Here is a 22,068-nt window from a genome sequence, read left to right as displayed (position 1 = left end):
GTAGGTAAAGGATCTTTGTCGCAAGAGATATGGGGATAAAAGTTATAATTTCAAGGGGTTAAAGCGGAATGTATCCCTAGAAGGTCGGCCTAGCGAGAAGGAGCAGCTAAGCCAACCTGGGGGTAACAATAAGAAAATTTACAACTGATCTCGATTAGAACGTTAATCGGAATCCTGCCGAGAAAGTTCTACCGGCACGTGTCGTGCGGTCTTTCAGGAAAGAAGCGTGGTCACGAATTTCTTCATCGCCCATGTTCTCGCCTTTTAAGAACAGTAGTAAGTCAGCATTATCGAAGTAGACGTTATAGCCAACACTCATATTAACTAACGTATAACCTTCCGTAGGCAACTCGTCTTCTGCTAGTTGGTTTTGGTCATCGGCTTTAATCACTGTGAAGTCAGCGCTTAAGTCACCTTGAACAAATCCAATATTGCCGCCGAAGCGCTTAGCAGGTGTGCGTGGTAAATAACCACCTTTGTCGAGTGTTGCACGTGTGTAGTCACCAAATAACCCGGCTTTCCAGTAAGAGTCGCCTTGGTATCCAAAGGTCCAATCGATTTCAGCTTCGAGGCCTGTAAACGTTGCGTCGTCTTGAGTGAACTCAAAGATTGGAAATTCACTATGTTCTTCGTGCTCATCATGACCACCGCCAGTATCATGCTCTTCTTCATGCTCATGGTGCTCAAGGTAAATGTAATCAGAGACTTTGTTATGGAACAATGATACGGAGGCATGTACTTCATCGGTGTGATAGCGTAGTCCAATATCAATATTCTGCGCCGTTTCTTTGTCTAGATTTTCGTTGCCTACTTCAATGCTTAATGTTGCCAAGTGAGGAACGTACGAGTCTTCATCACGTCCAGCATTGGAATACAACTCTTCCACAGAGGGTAAACGTTGAGCCAGCGCGAAGTTAATCGGTAGTGACCAAGAATCATCAATGTGCCATACGGTCCCTGCCGCAAAGCTATAAGCTTTATCGTCACGTTGAGCGCCACCGAAATTTGCAGTGCTAGAAACATCGATTTTTTGTTGATCCAGGCGTAGACCGAGTTCTGTATGCCAGTCGCCTTTATCGACTTCTTCCAGCCAGAAAATACCGTAGTTTTTGGTATTTGAAGCCGGGATGAACGTTTCGGCACCTACGGCAGCGAAATCACTATCGCTCAGCTGTAAGCCGAATGCGCCTTGCCAGCCGTTCCATGAGTTGTGAACCGCCTCAACGCGAAGCTCTTGAGCATCATTAGTAAAGCGAGTGCTTACTTCATCGCCTTCAATTTCTTGATGTTCGTAATCTGTTTTTGAGTAGTTAAACTTAAGATTTTGAAAGCCCGAAAAAGGGTCGCTTAATTGCCCTTTTAGGTTATAACGCTTCTGCTCTAAATCTAAAAAGACAGCTTCTTCATGCTCGCCATGCTCTTCCTCTTCATGAGCATGCTCATCCTCATGACCATGTTCTTCTTCGTGCCCATGAGCGTGCCCAGGTAAGCCATAAGAACGTTCGAACTCAGTATAAGACATACCGATAAAGCCACGGTCACCAATATAAGAAACACCGAAGCTTCCGCCTTTGGTATCCGTGCGGGTGTTATTCAATGTACCGCCGAACTCTTCCTCATGCTCAGCATGCTCTTCTTCGGTTTCCCCTTCATGCTCGTGTGCTTCTTCTGCTCTTAAGAAAGAGGATTCAGCGTAAGCAGGGATCTCGTAATCATCAGTTTCAGATTTGAAACCATCAATGTTGAAGGCGAAGTTACCAGCGGATGCCGTTACAGTACCAACCGTACTGCGCTCACCGGTGGCTGAATCTGCGGCTCTGGCTTCAAAACCACCCTCAATACCATCAGTTAAGTGCATAGGAATTCGATTGTCGACAACATTGACCGCGCCACCAACTGCACCGCCACCATAGAGTAATGTTGCTGGCCCTTTTAAGACTTCAACACGCTCAGCCAATAATGGCTCTGCTGCGATCCAATGGTCAGGGCTAGAGTTTGAGGCATCTTGAGTCGAGCTGTTATTACTCAAAACTGTCACACGGTTACCTTGTTGACCACGAATAACGGGGCGGCCAGCGCCAGCACCAAAGCTTGATAGGTTGATGCCTGGAGTTTGTGCTAGAGTTTCGCCGATGTTAGCACCACGATTTTTTACCAGCTCTTCACCGCTGATGATGACGGCAGGCGATGCCATCTCAAGGCTGGAATGTTCAAGAGGGTTACCCGTAATAACCAACACTTCTGCATTTTCAGGTGTCAGGCTGATTGATTTGTCCGTACCGTCATGGCGAACCGAACGGTTAATGTGGCCTTCGCTACCACCTTTGATGTCGAGTACGTATCGGCCTTCTTCTAAATCTTCGAAAGTGAACTTGCCGCTAGCATCGGTAGTTGTGGATAAATTTTGTGCTCGAAGGTGAACTTCAACACCTTCAAGTGGTTGGTTGTCATCACCTGTAATGACGCCTGTAAGATTCTTTTCAGCCGCTAATGCGCTTTGGGAAGCCAATATTCCCGTGATTAATAGACTTAGTGTTCTAAGTTTCATTGTGGTGTTACCTCAAATTTTTAGCATATGCTACAGCCCAAAAACTTGCCGTAGGAGAGTTGCTCTCGGCTAAGTATGGGATCGTTAATAGTGTTTAGAGTTGTTGAGTTATGCTAATTGAGGTGGGGCGCGTCCGAAGAATGGGCGGATGCTTCGCACAAAGACCGTGCTAGAGTTAAGGGTGATCATTTCTGCGCTCATCTCGAGTGGTTGTGGAACAGTTATCTGATGCGGTGCTGTATGCAGTTGATTGCCAGCATGGTGCAAGCAAAAAGTACACTCGGGAAGATCGGTTGCATCCTGGTGAATAGGTGAAAATGCATGCGACACGCTAAGCAAAGCCATGCTTAGCAAGGCAGCTGTAACAATAATGTGACGTAACATTCTATTCATAGTGTATTCACGCAGCTCTATTTAAAGAGTTTAATGCATATTCCGTAAAGGATTTGTGGTGAAGCACTTTGAAAAAGTCAAAATACTTCAAGTTTGCAATGCTATTCTATTAAAAAGTAAGATGCAATCAGTAGCCTGTAGATATTTGTAACAGAGTTTCTCTAGAATATATAAAAACAGCGCCAAATAATTAATTCATAAGGAAAAAGTTGCTATGGCCGACGATTTGCCGATTTCGATAGCCGAACGACGTTTGGATAATGTACCGAATTATCCTGACCGGCATGAACCTGTGGGATTTATGCTGCGGTTGGTGAAAGCGTTGCACACCTATGGTGTACCGAGCTATGAATTAGAGCGACTGATGACGAACGTGGCGGATCAGCTGGGCTATGGTTTGCAAGCGACCGTAGTGCCGACCAGCATTACCATGACCTTCATTCAGGATGAAGACAAACCGCGTACCTATGTGATTCGTTCGAATTCGGGTGAGGTCAACGTGGATAAATTAAGCCGAACGATTGATGTGGCTTATGCGGTGATTAATGGTGAGATAACTACTGAGAAAGGGGCCAAGGAGCTGACTGACATTACGAATTCGGCACCGCTACACAGCAAGTGGTGGATGATTTTGTGCTTCATGTTGGTGTCTACGGCAATTTGTCGAATTTTCGGTGGTGGTATTCCTGAAATTATTACGGCTTCTGTCACAGGCCTAATTGTTGGTGTCTTTGTTAATATTGGCGGGTTACGTTCTGAAACGGTTTCCAATCTAATGCCGGCTCTGTCTGCATTTCTGGCGACGTTAATTTCTTTTGCCTTTAATTATTGGATAGGACTAAGTTCGACCTACATCCCAGTAGTATCCGGCATTATTGTATTAGTGCCCGGTATGATGCTCACCATTGCCATGGCGGAGTTAGCGACGCAGAACTTGGTGTCGGGTACGGCAAGACTGCTTGGTTCGGTGGTGATTTTTATTCAGATGATTTTTGGCGTGGCCATTGGCTCACAAGTGGCCGCTATTTTTTTTGGACAGGCGTCGATTACGACGTCGATTGATCATCAACTACCTCAATGGACAGTGTGGATTGCGATCGTTGTAAGCTCATGGTCTTTGATGATGCTGTTTCAAACTCGAAGTCGTCACTTGTTATGGGTTATAGCGACTACCGCATCGTCATTTTTTGTGTCACGTTGGGCAGGCGCTGAACTGGGTGCCGCGACAGGTGCATTCTTTGGTGCTTTGACCGTGGGAGTTTTCGCAAACTTAGCCTATCGAATTAAGCAAGTGCCCACTGCGGCGGTGATGATGCCAGGTTTCATTATTTTAGTTCCGGGCAGTGTTGGCTTCAGGAGTTTAACCGAAATTCTTGATCACAATATCATTGGCGGTTTAGAAACGGCGTTTAATATGATTATTGTCGGTATTTCTTTGATTACAGGTCTGTTGGTGTCGTCGATTGCGACCTTGCCTAAACCAAAAATCAAAACAGAACCAGCGGATGTCGAAGTAATCGATAACGCGAAGGAATAAACTGATGATGCGAGCATTTGTGTTATGTACATTATTGTTTCTCGTATTGGCCTGTTCTCAGGCTGAGCAAGAGGGGTATCGTCTGGTGTATGTTCAGGATGGTGACAGCGCGGTTTTGTGTTGTGATGCCGGTAAAAAATTTACGGTAAGATTGTTAGATATTGATGCTCCTGAAAAGCACCAGCCTTACGCTGAAGAGTCGAAAGCTTTGTTAGATGATCTGCTTGATGGTGAGCCTTTAAGTTTACTAGGTGAGAAGCGCGATCGTTACGGCCGCCGTTTAGCTGTGATTCAAGTTAATGGTAAGAGTATTAATGATATGATGGTAATGTCAGGCGCTGCGTGGGCCTGGAAGTACAGTAAAAGTAAGCGCATGCGAGCGCTACAGCAAGAGGCGAAAGATGCAGGCCGTGGCTTGTGGGCTTTACCAGAGGCTCAACGGCAAAACCCTTGGGATTGGCGTCAGTCCCATCAAAGGAAATAAGCGTTAAGGTGAGCATTATGTCGAGTGAAATGATTAAGCAAGTGGCGTTGGTCGGTGGGACTCATGGCAATGAGTTGACGGGGATCTACTTGCTCAACAAGTATCGCCAATTTCCCAAGAAGTTAGGACAGCATAGCTTTAAAGTCGAACTGTTTAAAGCCAATCATGAAGCACACCTTGCCAATAAGCGTTACCTTGAACGTGACTTGAATCGTAGCTTTAAACTAGCAGATTTAAATGACGACTCTTTATTTGGTCATGAAAATGAGCTAGCGAAAAAGATCAATCAAAAGCTAGGGCCTAAAGGCGATAGTCGCACGGATATGATTATCGATTTACACACATCAACTGCCCCGATGGGTGTGAATTTAGTACTAACCAAAACGGATACGTTTCACCTCATGCTGGTGGACTACGTTCAACAACGGATGGATAATGTTTCCGTAACTTTAGAGTCGATGCCGGATCATCATTTCTTGATGTCGGTCGCACCGCAGCATGTCTTAGTGGAAATCGGTGCAACCGCTCAGGGCCAATTGCGGCAAGATGTTTTCGATAAAACTGAAGAAACGACCCAGCTTATCTTCAAGTTTCTCAACGAATACAACAATCATCAATTACCACAGCCTTCAGAGTCGATAGAAGTATTTGAGTACTTTGATGTGATGTTTTTGCCCACCGATGTGAACGGTGAAATCTCTGGCATGGTGCATCATGGCATCCAAGACCGTGACTTTTCCCTACTACGCTCTGGCGAGCCGATTTTCACGTTATTTAATGGCGACGAAGTGATTTATGACGGTGAAGATTGTTATATGAGCTTTATTAATGAAGCGGCTTATTACGATGAAAAGAAAGCCTTTGCTATGTCGAGGAAGAAGGTTTTTCATATCGGATAGAAATACTTTCAAGCTAATGCTTGAGGTTCAACACATCTGAAGCTGGATAATTAGCACCAGTCACCCCGTTAAAAGTTAGCCTCAAGGTTAAAAATTATAGTGCAAATTGGGCAGGGATAGCCCAATTTAGCAAAAACGAAACATGGAGGTTTCGTTTTGCGGCACGTGAAGAAATTTTTAATGATGAGGGAAGCGCGGTAGCGCCTAACTTTTGGGGCGAGTTTTTTGGTTCGTTTTTTGCTCGTCAAAAAATGAACGTTAAAACACTTTATAACTCTGTCTCACAAGAGACATATCATGGTGGAACCATAGAAAATAGATAGCAAAAAAAACCGCCCAAAGGGCGGTATAGCGTGAAGAGACCTATGATAGCAGTTTTATTATTGTTGGAATTGGGTTCGCTGGATCAAGCTCGTAGGAGAGGTGGGGCTTTCCGATAAACACCACTGTCATGACCTCAGCGAATTGTGTTGGTGAGCAGCGCTACCTCGTTCTGCCCTGACCTTGAAACGAATCATACCGATAACATTTCTTAAATGCAAACGATTCTCATTTAAATTTGTCGAGAAGTTGAAAAAAGTGAGACTTGCATCAATATATAGCTCTATAACTTAATGAAGAGTGGCCTTGTTAATAATGAATAGGGTTGCTTGGAAGGAGCTCGATATGGCGCAAAAAACGATTCAAGGCATTTATAAAGCACCACAAGGCCACTGGGTTGGCGATGGCTTTCCGGTGCGCTCTTTATTTGCATATAACAGCAAAGGGCAGCAAATCAGCCCATTTTTGTTGCTTGATCATGCGGGGCCAGCCAATTTTGAGCCGAGCTCTCAGCCGAGAGGTGTTGGTGAGCACCCGCACCGTGGCTTTGAAACGGTTACCATTGTTTATCAAGGTGAAGTGTCGCACCGGGACTCAACTGGTAAAGGTGGGACGATTTATCCCGGCGATGTGCAGTGGATGACAGCGGGTAACGGTATTTTGCATGACGAGTTCCACTCAGAAGCCTTTACTGAGCGCGGGGGCATCATGGAAATGGCTCAGCTTTGGGTGAATTTACCCAAAGAGCATAAAATGGCACAGCCGGGTTATCAGGCCATTAAGTCAGACGATATTCCGAATCTCACCCTAGAAGGCGGTAGCTTGAGAGTGATTGCCGGTGAGTATCAAGGTAAACAAGGCCCAGCGCATACCTATTCCCCTTTAAATGTGTGGGATTTATCAATGCAAAGTGGTCAGAGCCAGCGAGTGGACATCAACGAACAATGGAACGCCATTGTTGTGGTGTTAAAAGGCTCAATCAGTATTAATGAACATCAGGCCGGAGCCGATGACACAATAATATTCAACAATAGCGGTAGCGAAATACAGATAACCGCTGAAGAAGATAGCACCCTGTTGCTGCTGAGCGGTCAGCCGTTGAATGAGCCCATAGTCGGCGCGGGCCCATTCGTTATGAACAGTGAAGAAGAAATCATGCAAGCCTTTGATGATTTCAAAAGCGGTAAGTTTGGTCAGAGCCTCAGCTAACCCAGTCCTATTGATCTTTCTTCATGAAGTTCTTCATAAAGTCGATCGGCAGCGGGAAGACGATGGTATTGCTGTTCTCACCAGCCAAACTCGACAGGGTTTGCAGATAACGCAGCTGGATCGCTTCTTCCTGTTGCGATAGGACTTTGGCGGCTTCGAGAAGTTTTTCCGAGGCCTCCATTTCGCCGCGCGCATGGATCACTTTAGCCCGACGCGCACGCTCTGCTTCGGCTTGTTGCGCAATCGCACGGATCATGCTTTCGTTCAGATCCACATGCTTAATTTCGACGTTAGCCACCTTGATACCCCAAGCATCTGTTTGGTTGTCCAAGATGGCTTGGATATCGGTATTTAGTTGCTCGCGAGAAGCCAGCATTTCGTCTAACTCATGTTGACCAAGGACAGAACGTAGCGTGGTTTGTGCCAATTGGCTGGTTGCATCATAGTAGTGCTCAACATTAATGATGGCTTTCTGAGGATCAATTACTCGGAAGTAGACCACAGCGTTGACCTCAACCGACACGTTATCTAGCGAGATAACGTCTTGAGTTGGAACATCCATCACCACGGTACGCAAATCGACACGAACCATTTGTTGGACAAATGGGATCAGAATAATGAGGCCAGGGCCTTTAACTTTCCAAAAGCGACCCAGCATAAAAATAACGCCACGCTCATATTCGCGAAGAATCTTAAACATGCTAGCCACTAGCAAAACGACAATGGCTAGAATGACTGGATACAAAATATTCATAATAAATCCTTCTATGATTGGTTAAGAATGATGATCGGGTGGTAACGCGCCATCTAGTGGCACGACTGTTAACTCGAGATCATTAACCGCCACCACTTTGACCTGCTGGCCAGCTTTTAGGGAGTGCTCAGAGCGACACTTCCAAGTTTCGCCACAAATATGTACCCAGCCTTCGCCAGAAAAGTCTTGTTTTACGATACCCACTTCACTGAGCAATTCCTCGCGGCCACTGACAACGGGCTGTTGCTTGGCGCGAATCGCTAAGCTCAATACAAAGCTCAATAAAATCACGCTAATAATCGTGACGCCGAGTAAAATAGGCATAGCAACTGCCACGCCAGTTTCGGGTTCGTTAAATAGCATGAAGGAGCCGAAGAGGAAGGCGATAATGCCGCCAACCCCTAAGATGCCAAAGCTTGGTGCAAATGCTTCGACAACTAGTAGGGCGATACCGAGAACTAATAGCCCTGCAGCAACGTAGTTAATGGGTAAAATTTGAAGCGCATAAAAAGCCAATAATAAACAAATCGCACCAATAACGCCCGGAACCATGGTGCCCGGGTTATAGCCTTCGAAGATCAGCCCGTAAATTCCAATCAATAATAAAATATAGGCGATGTTGGGGTCGCTAATGATACTGAGCAACATCATTTGCCATGTTGGTTCGACTTCAACAATACTCATGTCAGTAGTATCAAGAGTCATGGAACCTGAAGGCAGTCGAACACTGCGGTTATGAATGTGAAGCAGCAACTGCTGTGGGCTTTCGGCGATCAAATCAATCACGCCAATCTCTAACGCTTCTTTCGAGGTTAAACTTTCGCCTTCACGAACCGCGTTTTTAACCCAGTCAATATTGCGACCATGATAAGCTGCCAGTCCTCTTAAATAAGCTTCTGCATCGTTGATGATTTTTTTGTGCATCGCATTTTGATTGCTATCAGATGGGGCGGGTGATTTTTTAGCTTGTTCTTTTTCTTCTTTATCACCTTCTTTCCCTTTATCGTCTGAAGCAGGCTTCGGCATGCCACCGATTGAAACCGGTGTTGCTGCACCAAGATTCGTTGCAGGAGCCATTGATGAAATATGGCTGGCATAAAGAATGTAAGTGCCCGCGCTCGCCGCACGAGAGCCTGGGGGATAAACGTAAGTAGCGACGGGGATTTCTGACGAAAGAATAGATCGAATAATATCCCGCATGGCTAAATCCAAACCGCCGGGTGTATTCATCTGAATAACCACTAAATCATAGTTCTCTTCGGGAGCTGATTGGATGTTCGAGACGAGGTAATGAGCCGTACCGGGGTTAACCGAACCATCTAACACTAGTAATTTTGCTTGCTTAGGAGGACTTGAAGAGACTTCTGATGCACTAAAGAGTGGCCACGCCATCGACAGTAGCGCGATTACGAGACAAAATCTGACGAAATGCTGCATAGAAAATCCCTCTACTCAGCTAGGCTCTAATTGAGCCAAAACCATCACCCTTAATGTAGCGCGAATGGAGTGGAATTACAAAGAAGCCAGCTTGTGGATATACAGGATTTTCAAAGGTTGATGACGCTTCAGACACAAAAAAGCCCGACTATTTCTAGTCAGGCTTTCAGAATGATGGTGGCCCGGGCAGACTAACTTGTCTGGAACAAATTTGAACATTGCAGTTTACTGCAATGGCCGTGAGGCAAACTACAGGGATGTAGTTTGTCATTGAACGTAGTTCAATTCGATAATCTTTATATGTTGGACACAAAAAAGCCCGACTATTTCTAGTCAGGCTTTCAGAATGATGGTGGCCCGGGGCAGAATTGAACTGCCGACACAAGGATTTTCAATCCTCCGCTCTACCAACTGAGCTACCAGGCCAACGGACGCGTATTAAACCGATTCTAAGGTTTTAAGTCAAGCCTAAATTTGAAATTTATTGCTTGTCTTCGGGGACGTAGCCTTCGGCTTCGTCGTAGTCGCCACCAAACAAGAATTTTTCCATCTGTTCAGCGAGGTATTTTTGAGTATCTTCATCGACCAAGCTTAGCCGTTTTTCATTGATTAGCATGGTTTGATGTTCTAGCCACATCTGCCATGCTTCCTGTGAAATATTATCGTAAATGCGATCGCCTAGTTCGCCAGGGAATGGCTTAAAACCGATTCCTTCGGCATCTTTTTGTAGTTTCTTACAAAAAATAGTACGTGACATTCAATTCTCCGCGTTGGGTTTTGGCTTTGCTAATTGAGGCTGTCGAGCACCTTGGTAACAGGCGTCGGCAGTCCTATTTCAGCTGTTTTTTGCTGTAAGAAGTTAAGCGCAAAGCTCTCAAGTTCGATGGGCTCCATGATACCTGTGTTATCGAGCTTTTTCACTAGCAGAGGCTGAACTTCTAAGTCGTAATGACTGAATTTATGAATAAAGCTGTCTAGTTTTTGCTCATGTGGTGGTGCTTGCTCTGTTTGCTCTAACTCTGGGAAGCACCAAAGCCCACCCCAGATACCTGAAGGTGGCCGCTTTTGGAGTAATACTTGCTCATTTTCTAGGCAGATTAACCAGTAGACCGAACGTTTGGGGCGTGCTTTTTTTGGCTTCTTGCCCGGTAGTTGAGCAATGGCATCCTGCTTTAGTGCATAGCAGTTTTCCGACAAAGGGCATTGATCACACCTAGGTTTACTACGTGTACAAACAACGGCACCCAGATCCATCATGGCCTGATTATACTGCGCAGTATCTTGTGCTGGAGTATTTTTCTCCGCTCGTTGCCATAAAGCCTTAAGCACGGATGCTTTGCCAGCCCAACCTTCGATGCCATAGCAACGGGCTAATACACGTTTAACGTTACCATCAAGAATTGCGGTGGGTTGGTCAAAGGCGAAGGCAGCGATGGCGCCAGCAGTCGAGCGACCGACTCCGGGTAGTGATTCGATGGCTTCTTGGGTTTGGGGGAAGTCGCCGTTAAATTCTTCGGCCACCATTTTTGCGGCTTTATGCAGGTTTCTGGCGCGACTGTAATAACCGAGGCCACTCCATAAGTGCATGACTTCATCACTACTGGCTTCGGCTAAATCAGTCACGGTTGGGAATTTATCGAGAAAGTTTTGGTAGTAAGGAATCACTGTTGCGACTTGCGTTTGCTGCAACATAATTTCCGACAGCCAAATGCGATAGGCATCTTTTGTACCCTGCCAAGGCAAGTGTTTACGGCCATGCTGGCGATAGTAATTAATTACTTTTTGTTGGAAGTCTTTGGCTTGCCACATCGGATGTTCGAATCTTAGAAGTCGTAAAGGATCGGCAGAATAATCGACAATGAGATCCACATCAAGATAACCAGAGGTACGCCGACCTTAACGAAGTCAGAAAACTTGTATCCACCAGCATTCATGACCAATAAGTTGGTCTTATAAGCCATTGGCGTGGCGAAACTCATGTTGGCGCCGAATAATACCGCGATGACGAATGGCTCAGGCGGTAAATTCAATTGGGTGGCGACGCTGACGGCAATCGGCGTGCCGATAACAGCTGCAGCATTGTTCGAGACTACATTAGTCAATATCGCGAGCAATAACATCAAGCCGCTAAGAAGTACTGTTGGCGGCGCACCATGGAGAACAGAAACGAAGGCTTGTGCTAGGTATTCTGCTGCGCCGGTTTCGGTCATACCGATACCCAAAGCCAAACTCGCAGCGACAATCAAGACCACGGGCGCGCTCAGCGCATTCATAGCATCTCGCCAGGTAATACAGTGAGTCAGAATCATGAGCAAGGCACCGCCGAGGGCACTGACGGCGATGGGCAATAATCCCACCGCTGCAAACAAAATCACTAGCCCCATGATAATCAAGGCTCTCGGTGCTCGATGTGAGCGCGGAAGGTCGGTGGTGGCGTCGAGAACTAAAATATCGCCACGCTTTTTGAACTCGGAAATTTCATTTTGACCACCCTGTACCAGTAAAACGTCACCCACATGCAGCGTAACCTTGCCTAGACCCTTGTTGTGCATATCCACCACGCGATCAGCACGGTGCAAAGCAATGGCGACAAGGCCATATTGGTTCATGAAACTGACGTCTTTTAGCGAACGCCCAGCGAGTGGCGAGCCCGGCGTCACCACTAATTCTGATAACTGCTGGTTTTCAGCAGTTAGAGGGTGGTCATCGTTAACTTCTTGGCCGGATTTATAGAGACGAGCACCTAACACCTGTTCATACTCTTTTAGCCGATCCGGCGAGTCTGTTACGCGCAATTTATCACCAGCACGAATAATGGCGTCTGGCATTGGCATAATGGTAGCGTCTGAGCCGCGATGTATTCGAGTCACCTTCATCATGCCATCGGTTTTACCGATAACTTCTGACAGTGGCTTACCGTCAGCAAACGAGTCTTCATTGATATGCAACTGTGCCGTGAAAATGCGTGGGGACGTATTTTTCATTAAGGCTTGGCGTTGCGGTGTAATTTTGGGTGCAACTAACCATAAATAAACCACTGCAATAGCGCCAGCGATGGCTGCGGGCAACATAAAATCAAACATGCCGAAACGCTCTAGACCCAGATCGGCAGCTACAGAAACAACGAGCAGGTTGGTTGAGGTACCAATCGTCGTCGCCATGCCGCCAACGATGGTGGCAAAACCCATAGGCAGTAAAAGGCCAGATGGGCTACGGTTAGAGCGTACAGCAACGCTAATTAAAATCGGTAAAAGAAGAACAACGATCGGCGTATTATTGACAAATGCGCTTAAAATCCCAGCAATTAAAAGGGTTAACAATAGTGAAAAAAGTGGTGCAGTTTTCCAAATGCGAGCGAGAAAGCGACCAATAGGTTCTAAAGCGCCAGTACGAACTAAACCTTGTCCGGCAACCATTAAAGCACAGACAGCGACCAAGGCTTCGTGACCAAAGCCACTGAAGAACTCCATCGGTTCAAGGTGTCCATTGAAGTTATGGAATGGTGCGAAGGTAAACCCCATGGTTAAGACCAACAATACAACCACGCAGGAAGTTTCCAGCGGTATGTCGTCGCGTCGGAATAAATATAGGGCAAACACCGTCAGCAACAGCACAAATAGCGCATGTCCATTCGGCAAATCCGGAAATGGCATTCCTCTCCTAACTCCTGAACTTTCTTATAAATTTTTCACAAACCCGAATGAACAACCTTACTGATTTGAGGGTATTTTCGCAACGTCTTTATGGTTCTAAGCACATAATTTACCTCAAACTTTTACAATATGGTAAAATCGCATTCAATTACCGTAGCCTTAACCATAAAGAGAGCTATCCTTTTGAATTCTGAAGAAAAAAACCAACGTAAGATTCGCAGCTTTGTGCTTCGAAAAGGTCGCCTAACCAAAGGACAGCAGCGTGCCATGGAGCTGCATTTTCCGCGTTTAGGTCTTGAGTTCAAAAAAGAGCTGTATGACTTCAAAGCGATCTTTGAGCGCGAAGCACCGGTAGTACTGGAAATTGGTTTTGGTATGGGGAAGTCTTTCGCCGAGCAGGCGAGAGATCAGCGTGATCACGACTTTATCGGTATTGAAGTCCACAACCCTGGTGTGGGCGCTTGTCTGGTGTTGGCGGAAGAGTACGAGTTAGAGAATATTCGGGTCATTAATCATGATGCGGTTGAAGTGATTGAGCATTGCATTCCAGATCACAGCCTTGACCGTATACAAATCTTTTTCCCTGATCCTTGGCACAAAAAACGTCACCATAAACGTCGTATTGTCCAAACTGAGTTTTGCCAGAAGTTACATAAGAAACTCAAACCGGGTGGTGTTCTTCACTTAGCTACTGACTGGGAAAACTACGCTGAACATATGCTAGAAGTGTTGCAGCCGATGCCGGAATTTAAGAATTTATCGGAAACAGATGATTACGTACCACGTCCTGAATCACGGCCTTTGACTAAGTTCGAGGTGAGAGGGCAGAATCTTGGGCATGGGGTGTGGGATTTGATGTTTTCAGCCAAATAATAGTCTATTTTTCCAATAACTTTGTTATTTTAAATTTTCTGATGCTCATTATCTGGACGATAACTGCGCGTCATAAAATTCAAAATGCCGCGTTCTCACAAAAATATTCTCATTATCTGTGGTCTTAGTATTTCTAAACGGAAAGCCTTGAGCTTCAAAGAATCTCTCGGCTGAAAAAGTAGTAAGCATATATAGGGTAATATAACGTCATTCCGCGGTTAAACCGCGGAATCCAGAGGCTTTATTTTAAGACTTAATTATTGCTGCCTTGCAGTAATCGTTTTCCCATCACTTGTGGTTAGAATCAAAGCGCCGTAGCCGTCGATGTCATATCGTGTGACTTTGCTTAAAGTATCTAAGAACTTTTGCTCTTGGTTCATTAAAGCTGGGGCGCAGGCTTTTAAGGTCCCTACAGGATTTTTGATGGTTAACGTCTCGCCCGTCATTTCAAAGGCGGCGCTGTAACTATTACAGGAGGAAATACCATGCACTCTTCCTTCTGGATCAAAGTTGAGGGTGACGCGAGAGTTATCGATTATGCCGCTCTGAGCAATATCTTCAACGACCCACTCTGCTTCAGTCAGCAGAGCCAACGGATCACCGCCGCAACCCTCATAAGTTTTTCCATTTAGTGTGAGTGTCACGCGAGCAGGATAAGGTCTTCCCGACATGTCGTCATAGCAAAGCTTGCGACGGATATCGATAATTGCAATATGACCGTCAGCCTCTGCATTGTATTTATAGCCCCCTTTATAAGGCTGTGGGATTGGCCGCGGAGCTGTAATGGTGTTTTGGCCGTAATTGGTCTGAATTTCAATTTGGTTTTGTTGAACTTCGACCAACCAACCCGGTTCATTGCCGCGAGCTGTGAAGGGGATCGGATATTTTGAATCGACCTTTGCATCGACCGTTCCTGATTGCACGCGCTCCAACATAACGGAGCCCATATCGTGTGTCATGCCCTCAGTATTGATAGTGTGTCTTGTCGTAGAAATCCACATCAGCTGTCCATTGGGCCCTTCAAGTCGTGCGTGTAAAGCATAAATATGGCGTGGCTTTAGTCTTTTCTTAGGAACTTCAAGAACAGCTTTAAGCGGTAATTGAACACCGTTACCCAAGCCGATAATTTCTTCACTTAACACTTCCGCGGCCTTATCGGCGATAGACACATCTCGGAATGTAACCGCCAATGTACTGCCATTTGGGACAAGCATTTTTTCTCGATACATGATTTCAGCAGTCACGGTGAACGTTGACTGCTGATTTTGCTGTGCACTATGGTCAGCTGGGACCGTTTCTTTTTTACAGGCGGCTAGGCCAAGGGTTAGAGCTGCAATAAATAAAGTCAGTGTGTATTTCATAGTTGTTTCCTACAGTTTGAAATAGGGACTGTGTGTTAGCTTATAGTGCCATATTAACGCTCAAAGAAGCTAACAGGGTTAACGGTTTGTGACATTATAACTGCGTGATCTGTATATTGGCTGAACCAGAAGAGCTTTGAACATCAGTTTCTATTGGGATAAAACGCTCCAAAAGTTCGTTAAGAAAAAGAGCGCCTTTTACCGTTGGTTGTAACTGGATTTTTGAGTCTTCTAGTAAGCCATCTTCGATAGCTTGGTGCAAGATGTCTTGAACACTGGCAAGTGATTGCCCTGTGTATTGGCTGAACAAGGATAATGGTACGCCTTCGAGTAAACGTAGTGCATTGAGCATAAATTCGAACGGTAGCTCGTGGGCAGGGATCGGAGTGTCTGTGCTGATTGAGTTGATAGAGCCGCTCAAATAATCTTTAGGATGGCGCTTCTTGGTGGTGCGGTGTATTTGCCCCAAATCCAATCGGGTAATTTTGCCATGAGCACCAGCGCCAATGCCTAAGTAATCACCAAATTGCCAATAGTTAAGATTATGCTTGGCTCTAAACTTGTGGCTTTTGGCATAAGCAGATGTTTCGTATTGCCCATAACCATGTTTTGCGAGAAGCTTTTGTCCCGCTTCTTGGATATCCCACAAGACTTCGTCATGCGGCAATTGTGGCGGCTGTTGATAGAACAAAGTGTTTGGCTCAAGCGTAAGTTGATACCAAGAAATATGGTGAGGCTTAAGGTCGATAGCCGTTTGTAGGTCGCTTAGTGCCTGTTCTAAGGTTTGGTCGGGTAGGCCGTGCATCAAATCAAGGTTAAAGGAGTCAAATCCTGCTTCGTGCGCAAACTCGGCGGCAGCTTGTGCCTGCTCTGGATTGTGGATGCGTCCTAGTTTTTGTAGGTGACTAGGATTAAAGCTCTGTACGCCGATTGAAAGGCGGTTTATGCCTGCCTCACGGAATCCTCTGAATTTTTCAGCTTCAAACGTGCCAGGATTCGCTTCCATGGTGATTTCGATATCATTCTCGAAGGGTAAGCGGGCTCGAATGGCACTTATCAATCGATCGAAGGACTTAGGACTTAATAAACTCGGTGTACCGCCGCCAATAAAAATACTGTGTAGACGCCGTCCCCAAACCTTGGGCAGTTCATGTTCAAGATCCTCGATCAACCGATCGACATACTCGGTCTCAGGTAAGTCGAATTCTGTTTGCTGATTTGACTCAACGTTTTTAACGGCGTGCGAGTTGAAGTCACAATAGGGACACTTACGCACACACCAAGGGACGTGGATGTATAATGATAGTGGCGGATTGGTTAGCATTAAGCGATAGACTCACGAAGTTTGTGCATCAATTCGTTCAAAGCCTTGCCACGGTGGCTAATCGCGGCTTTTTGTTCAGGTTTCAGTTGCGCTGCTGAGCATTGATGTTCTTCGCACCAAAACAGCGGATCATAACCAAAACCACCGTCACCAAATTCTTCCGTCATGATCTGACCTTCCCATGCGCCTTGGCAAATCAGCGGCGTTGGATCTTTGGCATGTTGCATAAAAACCAGCACGCATTGGTATCTTGCGGTTCTTTGTTCGGTGGGTACGCCTTGAAGTTTTTCTAGCAGGAGATCATTGTTAGCTTGGTCATCACCATGCTTGCCCGAGAAGCGAGCAGAGTAGATCCCCGGTTGGCCATCAAGATAGTCCACTTCGATACCTGAATCGTCTGCAATTGCAGGTAGTCCTGTAACTTCAGCCGCATGGCGCGCTTTAATAATGGCGTTCTCAACAAAAGTGGTGCCGGTTTCAGGTACATCCTCAACGTTTAAATCCGTTTGCGGTATCACTTGTAGCTGGAATTGAGCTAATAACTGAGTGAGCTCAGCCACTTTTTTACGGTTGCCTGAGGCTAGAACAATTTTTTGCATGGTCTTTTTACACGGGCTGTTGAGTGATTGAAGCGTTGGCTGATTATAGCGCAAACCACCGCAAAGGTGATCGTTTGCGGTGGTTTAAAAGAAATGATTAATCGGCGTAAAACTTTTGACTAAGGTTAATCGTTACTGGCTGTTTGTAACCCGGTATATTGATGGTGAAATCCAGATCCATATTTTCTTCGTCGCGGAACTGAAAGTCTGCGAGGTAATAAACGGCATCACCTTCGACCACTTCTTTGAAACCCAACTCTTGAAATTGTGACAAGTTATTGGTCGCTTTACCTTGCATCGCAACTTTCAACGCTTTGTCTTTGCCGTTTTCTACAACTTTGTGCACAGATACGTTCAATAATCCTGTGTATTTACTGCGTTGGATTTTATATTGGACCGCAGTTTCAGGTTGAATAAATGAGCTGCTAAAGGCGTTGTAGTGAATAATATAATCGCCAACACGCTTCTCATTTGCTTCGCTTGTGGGGCTTACCAGTAGCGTCAACAAGGCGAAAGTGCTTATAACCAGTAGATTTGTTGCTTTAAACATACTTTTCATGATGATCTCCTATCCCCGGCACCTTTTGTAAAGGGTATAACTATAAGATAACAAAAAGGCGCCTAGGTTTCAGGGATTATGGCAGGGTTGCGGTATTTTCTGATGTCTCTTCTAGGAGCTCAGCCAGTGATTAGACTAACACCTAAACGGTATAAGCCATCCTGCAAAAACCATAAACCGAATAAAATAATCATAGGCGATAAATCAATCGAGCCAGCGATTGGTGGAATAATTTTCTGTACTGGGCGCAAAATAGGGCGCGTCACTTGATATAAGAATGCAACACCTGGGTGATAACGACCACCGCTCATGAAGCTCGCAATCATCAGACCTAAGAATAGAATCAGTAGCATGTTAGTGACGATCATGACTAAGCCGCCCATCGCCGGAGCGCCTTGCATCATTAAGCCGACAAGAATGCCAAGTGTCATGGCTTCGGTAGGCAATGTGACGTAGACCGTCGAAATAATGAAGAACTTGATCGTGATAATGACCATCGCAACAATGAAGCTGGCAGTACTAAAGCGGCCGAGATCAGGAATGATACTACGGATTGGATTAATCACTGGTGCAGTAAAGCGATGGATAAATTGAGAAATCGGGTTATGGAAGTCCGCCTGTCCGAGTTGTAGCAATAAGCGAAGCAAGAACATCATCACCAACAAGTTGGAGAGATGTTCAAGTAATGTGAAGGTGAAATTATTCATGGATGTATTGGCTCAAATATTATTAGTCAGGGTTTTACCACTATTGATTCGCAATTTCAGCTAATTCTTTGGCGCGCTTAACTGATGCCTGTAGAGCCTTTTTCACGATTTCAGGGAGTTTGTGATCATTCAGGGTGTCGAGAGCCGCCGCTGTCGTACCGCCAGGTGAGGTCACGTTGCGACGTAGCTGCCCAATTTCCATGTCATCATTCTGCTGCACCATCGCCGCTGCGCCAAGCGCTGTTTGCGCGGCTAATTCGCGTGCTGTTGCTTCAGGCAAGCCTAATTCAATCCCCGTTTGAACCACTGATTCCATAAATAAAAAATAGTGAGCAGGGCCACTGCCTGATACTGCAGTGACTGAGTCGATTAAGTGCTCTTGCTCAACCCAAACGCTGATACCCACGGCGTCGAAAATGGCGCTAGTGGCTTCGCGCTGCTGCTCAGTGACTTTGTCATTAGCATACAGTCCTGTCGCGCCATAACCAATCAGACTTGGAGTGTTCGGCATGCTCCGAACCACTGGAGTGTCTGTACCTAAGATGTTATTTAAAGTCTCGCAAGTGACGCCTGCCGCGACTGAGATAGCGCATTTTTGGCTTAAATCCATATCTTTAAAGTCTTCACAGGCGCTCGACATAATGTGCGGTTTTACAGACAGCAGTAGATATTCCACATTACTCGCAACTTCGGCGTTATCGTGGGTAATGTTTAAGTTGGGGTACTTTTCCTTTAACGCTTCGAGTTTGCCTGCGCTAGGGTTGCTGACGTAAATACTGTCGGCTGGAAGGCCAGACTGGATCAGTCCGCCTAAAATACTAGCGGCCATGTTGCCCGCGCCAATGAAACCTACTTTTGCCTTACTTAATAATTCGATGGAGTCAGTCATAAATGCCTGTTTTATGGTTGGCGCTCGTCTTCTACGAACGCAGTGAATGTGAATACCTCATATAATCCTATAGTCATGAGGGTTAATGCTTGGAATTCAACGCTTTCATTGAAGTTAGTTTAGCCACAAAGACTTAGTCGCGCTGCCCAAAAATTGCCGTACCGATTCGAACCATGTTACTACCAGCGGCGATTGCGGCATCAAAATCACCGGACATCCCCATAGATAATGTGTCTATCTGTGGGTATTTTTCCTTTAATTGTCGGTAAAGTGTTGCGATTGCTTCAAACTGTACTAGTTGTTGCTTGTATTCGGTTTGTTTTGGGGGCAGTGCCATAATACCGCTTCGGACTTACACATCTCCGCCGGTATGCCGCCACTGATTCGAGTTGATGGCGATATTCGCCGAATCAACGTGCCGCCGCTAGAAGACAAAGAAGTCCACTCGCTGATTTATGACATTATGAATGATAAGCAGCGAAAAGACTATGAAGAGTTTTTAGAGGCTGACTTCTCATTCGAACTTCAAGATTTAGCACGTTTCCGTGTTAACGCTTTTGTTCAAAACCGTGGTCGAGCAGCCGTTTTTCGTACCATTCCTTCGCGCGTATTAACACTTGAAGATCTTAATGCGCCAAAAGTATTTCAAGATATCTCGCTACAACCGCGTGGTTTGGTTTTGGTAACAGGCCCGACGGGTTCGGGTAAGTCGACCACTTTGGCGGGTATGATTGATTATGTGAACGATAATAAACACGATCACATCCTGACCATTGAGGACCCGATCGAGTTTGTTCACGAAAGTAAGAAGTGTTTGGTTAACCAGCGCGAGGTTCACCGCGATACTCACAGCTTCTCTAACGCATTGCGTTCAGCGTTGCGTGAAGACCCTGATATTATTCTCGTAGGTGAGATGCGTGACCTTGAGACCATCCGCCTTGCGCTTACAGCAGCGGAAACAGGTCACTTGGTATTCGGTACGCTACACACCACATCAGCAGCTAAAACGATTGACCGTGTGATTGACGTATTCCCAGAGGGCGAAAAGTCGATGGTGCGTTCGATGCTATCGGAGTCATTGCAAGCGGTTATTGCACAGACACTATTAAAACGTAACGGTGGTGGACGTGTTGCAGCGCATGAGATCTTAATCGGTACACCAGCGATTCGAAACTTGATTCGTGAGGCGAAAGTCGCGCAAATGTACTCTGCAATGCAAACAGGTATGTCGTTAGGTATGCAGACGCTGGATCACAGCTTAAAACAGTTAGTTAGCAAAGGCATCGTGTCACGCACCGATGCTCGCTTAAAAGCAGCAAACAAAGAAGAATTCTAGAGAGGCACACGATCCTATGGCTATGGATATTACTCCATTATTAAAAGCTTTGATGGAAAATAAAGGCTCAGACTTGTTCATTACCGTTCACCGTCCTCCGTGTATCAAAATGCACGGCAAAATTCGTCCGGTGACCAAAACCATGTTGACGCCAGCACAGGTCGAAGAGCTGATTCATTCGTCTATGGATGAGCGCCAAAAGCAAGAGTTTGAAGAAAAGAAAGAGTGTCAGTACGCAATCAGCGTTGAAAATGTGGGCCGTTTCCGTGCTAGTGCTTTCTATCAGCGCAACCAACCAGGTTTAGTTGTTCGTCGTATTGAAACCAAAATCCCAACGACGGATGAACTCAGAATTCCAAGTATTTTGAATGACCTCGTGATGAAAAAACGCGGCATCATTATTTTTGTTGGTGCAACGGGTACTGGTAAGTCAACCTCGCTAGCAGCGATGATTGGCTATCGAAACCGTAACTCATATGGTCACATTATTAGTATTGAGGACCCGATTGAGTATGTGCACCGCCATGATAAATGTATCATTACCCAGCGTGAAGTAGGCATTGATACAGAATCATTTGAAGTTGCTTTGAAAAATACACTCCGTCAAGCGCCCGATGTGATTCTGATTGGTGAGGTTCGTTCTCAGGAAACCATGTCGCAGGCGATCACTTTCGCTGAAACAGGTCACTTGTGTTTATGTACTTTGCACGCCAATAATGCGAACCAAGCGCTAGACCGCATTTTGCACTTCTTCCCGAAAGAAGAACACACACGCGTATTAATGGACTTATCGATGAACCTACGTGCTGTGATTGCACAGCAGCTGGTGCCAACAGTTGATGGCAAAGGGCGTCGAGCGGCGATTGAAATTATGATTAACTCACCATTGATTTCAGATCATATTCGTAAAGGCGAAGTTCACTTGATTAAAGAACTGATGGCTCGCTCGACAGAGCTTGGCATGCAAACCTTTGACCAAGCACTATTCGAGCTTTATGTTCAAGGTGAAATCACTTATGACGATGCACTGGTACATGCTGATTCAGCGAACGACTTGCGTTTACGTATCAAGTTGCACGAAAAAGACGCGGATTCATTAACTGATGGAACCGAAGGCTTACAGGTTGAGATGGATGATGATCGATCAAACAACATGTTCTAAGCATTGCTTGGTTTAGACGTCAA

Annotated in this window: 19 protein-coding genes, 1 tRNA gene and 1 pseudogene; 7 read left to right on the top strand and 14 right to left on the bottom strand. The window is 45.7% G+C overall.

From position 1 onward, the window contains the following. Positions 1–154: 154 nt before the first annotated feature. Complete coding sequence (locus KFK88_RS00970; protein ID WP_223576784.1) at positions 155–2,548, bottom strand: TonB-dependent receptor; 2,394 nt, start codon at positions 2,546–2,548, stop codon at positions 155–157. A 607-nt stretch (positions 2,549–3,155) separates the two neighbouring features. Here KFK88_RS00970 and KFK88_RS00965 point away from each other — a divergent pair. The 4 genes from KFK88_RS00965 (at position 3,156) to KFK88_RS00950 (ending at position 7,391) form a co-directional block, all read left to right on the top strand. Continuing rightward, on the top strand, positions 3,156–4,478 hold the full coding sequence (locus KFK88_RS00965) for a threonine/serine exporter family protein (protein WP_223576783.1): 1,323 nt from the start codon (positions 3,156–3,158) through the stop codon (positions 4,476–4,478). A gap of 4 nt (positions 4,479–4,482) precedes the next feature. After that, entirely contained in the window at positions 4,483–4,962 is a 480-nt protein-coding gene (locus KFK88_RS00960) for a thermonuclease family protein (protein ID WP_223576782.1), read from the top strand. Between the two features lie 17 nt (positions 4,963–4,979). Continuing rightward, positions 4,980–5,861: an aspartoacylase gene (locus tag KFK88_RS00955; RefSeq protein ID WP_223576781.1), complete on the top strand. Its 882-nt coding sequence runs from the start codon at positions 4,980–4,982 to the stop codon at positions 5,859–5,861. 666 nt (positions 5,862–6,527) lie between these two features. Continuing rightward, positions 6,528–7,391: a pirin family protein gene (locus KFK88_RS00950; RefSeq protein ID WP_223576780.1), complete on the top strand. Its 864-nt coding sequence runs from the start codon at positions 6,528–6,530 to the stop codon at positions 7,389–7,391. 7 nt (positions 7,392–7,398) lie between these two features. Here the strand turns inward: KFK88_RS00950 and KFK88_RS00945 are convergent, their stop codons facing one another. The 6 genes from KFK88_RS00945 to KFK88_RS00920 all read right to left on the bottom strand — a co-directional run bounded on the left by KFK88_RS00945 (position 7,399) and on the right by KFK88_RS00920 (position 13,235). Then, the gene (locus KFK88_RS00945) at positions 7,399–8,145 is read right to left on the bottom strand and encodes a slipin family protein (protein ID WP_223576779.1); all 747 of its coding nucleotides are present in this window, start codon (positions 8,143–8,145) and stop codon (positions 7,399–7,401) included. Positions 8,146–8,166: 21 nt separating this feature from the next. Continuing rightward, the gene (locus KFK88_RS00940; protein ID WP_223576778.1) at positions 8,167–9,582 is read right to left on the bottom strand and encodes an NfeD family protein; all 1,416 of its coding nucleotides are present in this window, start codon (positions 9,580–9,582) and stop codon (positions 8,167–8,169) included. 350 nt (positions 9,583–9,932) lie between these two features. After that, positions 9,933–10,008, bottom strand: a tRNA-Phe gene (locus KFK88_RS00935). 55 nt (positions 10,009–10,063) lie between these two features. Beyond that, positions 10,064–10,339, bottom strand: a complete 276-nt coding sequence (locus KFK88_RS00930) for an oxidative damage protection protein (RefSeq protein ID WP_223576777.1) — start codon at positions 10,337–10,339, stop codon at positions 10,064–10,066. 29 nt (positions 10,340–10,368) lie between these two features. Continuing rightward, positions 10,369–11,391: an A/G-specific adenine glycosylase gene (mutY, locus tag KFK88_RS00925; protein WP_223576776.1), complete on the bottom strand. Its 1,023-nt coding sequence runs from the start codon at positions 11,389–11,391 to the stop codon at positions 10,369–10,371. A 14-nt stretch (positions 11,392–11,405) separates the two neighbouring features. Then, the gene (locus KFK88_RS00920; RefSeq protein ID WP_223576775.1) at positions 11,406–13,235 is read right to left on the bottom strand and encodes an SLC13 family permease; all 1,830 of its coding nucleotides are present in this window, start codon (positions 13,233–13,235) and stop codon (positions 11,406–11,408) included. 183 nt (positions 13,236–13,418) lie between these two features. Between KFK88_RS00920 and trmB the strand changes: the two genes are divergently transcribed. After that, a complete protein-coding gene (trmB, locus tag KFK88_RS00915; RefSeq protein ID WP_223576774.1) occupies positions 13,419–14,108 on the top strand; it encodes a tRNA (guanosine(46)-N7)-methyltransferase TrmB in 690 nt (229 codons plus the stop codon). Between the two features lie 257 nt (positions 14,109–14,365). Here the strand turns inward: trmB and KFK88_RS00910 are convergent, their stop codons facing one another. The 7 genes and pseudogenes from KFK88_RS00910 to KFK88_RS00880 all read right to left on the bottom strand — a co-directional run. Continuing rightward, positions 14,366–15,469, bottom strand: coding sequence for an META domain-containing protein (locus KFK88_RS00910; protein WP_223576773.1), 1,104 nt, complete (start codon positions 15,467–15,469; stop codon positions 14,366–14,368). A gap of 94 nt (positions 15,470–15,563) precedes the next feature. Continuing rightward, the gene (hemW, locus tag KFK88_RS00905; RefSeq protein ID WP_223576772.1) at positions 15,564–16,793 is read right to left on the bottom strand and encodes a radical SAM family heme chaperone HemW; all 1,230 of its coding nucleotides are present in this window, start codon (positions 16,791–16,793) and stop codon (positions 15,564–15,566) included. Beyond that, complete coding sequence (gene rdgB / locus KFK88_RS00900) at positions 16,793–17,392, bottom strand: RdgB/HAM1 family non-canonical purine NTP pyrophosphatase (protein WP_223576771.1); 600 nt, start codon at positions 17,390–17,392, stop codon at positions 16,793–16,795. The genes hemW and rdgB overlap by 1 nt, the downstream gene beginning before the upstream one ends. Before the next feature lie 97 nt (positions 17,393–17,489). Next, entirely contained in the window at positions 17,490–17,951 is a 462-nt protein-coding gene (locus KFK88_RS00895) for a DUF4426 domain-containing protein (protein WP_223576770.1), read from the bottom strand. A 119-nt stretch (positions 17,952–18,070) separates the two neighbouring features. Next, positions 18,071–18,658, bottom strand: a complete 588-nt coding sequence (locus tag KFK88_RS00890) for a YggT family protein (protein ID WP_223576769.1) — start codon at positions 18,656–18,658, stop codon at positions 18,071–18,073. 40 nt (positions 18,659–18,698) lie between these two features. Next, positions 18,699–19,547, bottom strand: coding sequence for a pyrroline-5-carboxylate reductase (proC, locus tag KFK88_RS00885; protein ID WP_223576768.1), 849 nt, complete (start codon positions 19,545–19,547; stop codon positions 18,699–18,701). Between the two features lie 133 nt (positions 19,548–19,680). Next, positions 19,681–19,890 (bottom strand): annotated as a pseudogene (locus KFK88_RS00880) (alanine racemase); the annotation flags it as partial. Positions 19,891–19,917: 27 nt separating this feature from the next. Here KFK88_RS00880 and KFK88_RS00875 point away from each other — a divergent pair. Both KFK88_RS00875 and KFK88_RS00870 read left to right on the top strand, forming a co-directional pair. Beyond that, positions 19,918–20,883: a type IV pilus twitching motility protein PilT gene (locus tag KFK88_RS00875; protein WP_317851534.1), complete on the top strand. Its 966-nt coding sequence runs from the start codon at positions 19,918–19,920 to the stop codon at positions 20,881–20,883. A 16-nt stretch (positions 20,884–20,899) separates the two neighbouring features. Continuing rightward, complete coding sequence (locus tag KFK88_RS00870) at positions 20,900–22,045, top strand: PilT/PilU family type 4a pilus ATPase (RefSeq protein ID WP_449768880.1); 1,146 nt, start codon at positions 20,900–20,902, stop codon at positions 22,043–22,045. The last annotated feature ends 23 nt before the right edge of the window (positions 22,046–22,068 follow it).

The organism is Kangiella taiwanensis (assembly GCF_020005165.1).
Classification (GTDB): Bacteria; Pseudomonadota; Gammaproteobacteria; order Enterobacterales; family Kangiellaceae; genus Kangiella; species Kangiella taiwanensis.
This window is presented reverse-complemented; position numbering and strand designations above follow the sequence as displayed.

Bases quoted from the DNA above. Each gene is read 5' to 3' on its own strand.
- KFK88_RS00875 (WP_317851534.1), top strand. From the start codon at position 19,918: ATGCCGCCACTGATTCGAGTTGATGGCGATATTCGCCGAATCAACGTG.
- proC (WP_223576768.1), bottom strand. From the start codon at position 19,547: ATGACTGACTCCATCGAATTATTAAGTAAGGCAAAAGTAGGTTTCATT.
- KFK88_RS00920 (WP_223576775.1), bottom strand. From the start codon at position 13,235: ATGCCATTTCCGGATTTGCCGAATGGACATGCGCTATTTGTGCTGTTG.
- hemW (WP_223576772.1), bottom strand. From the start codon at position 16,793: ATGCTAACCAATCCGCCACTATCATTATACATCCACGTCCCTTGGTGT.
- KFK88_RS00950 (WP_223576780.1), top strand. From the start codon at position 6,528: ATGGCGCAAAAAACGATTCAAGGCATTTATAAAGCACCACAAGGCCAC.
- KFK88_RS00970 (WP_223576784.1), bottom strand. From the start codon at position 2,548: ATGAAACTTAGAACACTAAGTCTATTAATCACGGGAATATTGGCTTCC.
- KFK88_RS00930 (WP_223576777.1), bottom strand. From the start codon at position 10,339: ATGTCACGTACTATTTTTTGTAAGAAACTACAAAAAGATGCCGAAGGA.
- mutY (WP_223576776.1), bottom strand. From the start codon at position 11,391: ATGTGGCAAGCCAAAGACTTCCAACAAAAAGTAATTAATTACTATCGC.
- KFK88_RS00910 (WP_223576773.1), bottom strand. From the start codon at position 15,469: ATGAAATACACACTGACTTTATTTATTGCAGCTCTAACCCTTGGCCTA.
- KFK88_RS00960 (WP_223576782.1), top strand. From the start codon at position 4,483: ATGATGCGAGCATTTGTGTTATGTACATTATTGTTTCTCGTATTGGCC.
- KFK88_RS00965 (WP_223576783.1), top strand. From the start codon at position 3,156: ATGGCCGACGATTTGCCGATTTCGATAGCCGAACGACGTTTGGATAAT.
- KFK88_RS00895 (WP_223576770.1), bottom strand. From the start codon at position 17,951: ATGAAAAGTATGTTTAAAGCAACAAATCTACTGGTTATAAGCACTTTC.
- KFK88_RS00955 (WP_223576781.1), top strand. From the start codon at position 4,980: ATGTCGAGTGAAATGATTAAGCAAGTGGCGTTGGTCGGTGGGACTCAT.
- KFK88_RS00945 (WP_223576779.1), bottom strand. From the start codon at position 8,145: ATGAATATTTTGTATCCAGTCATTCTAGCCATTGTCGTTTTGCTAGTG.
- KFK88_RS00890 (WP_223576769.1), bottom strand. From the start codon at position 18,658: ATGAATAATTTCACCTTCACATTACTTGAACATCTCTCCAACTTGTTG.
- KFK88_RS00940 (WP_223576778.1), bottom strand. From the start codon at position 9,582: ATGCAGCATTTCGTCAGATTTTGTCTCGTAATCGCGCTACTGTCGATG.
- KFK88_RS00870 (WP_449768880.1), top strand. From the start codon at position 20,900: ATGGCTATGGATATTACTCCATTATTAAAAGCTTTGATGGAAAATAAA.
- rdgB (WP_223576771.1), bottom strand. From the start codon at position 17,392: ATGCAAAAAATTGTTCTAGCCTCAGGCAACCGTAAAAAAGTGGCTGAG.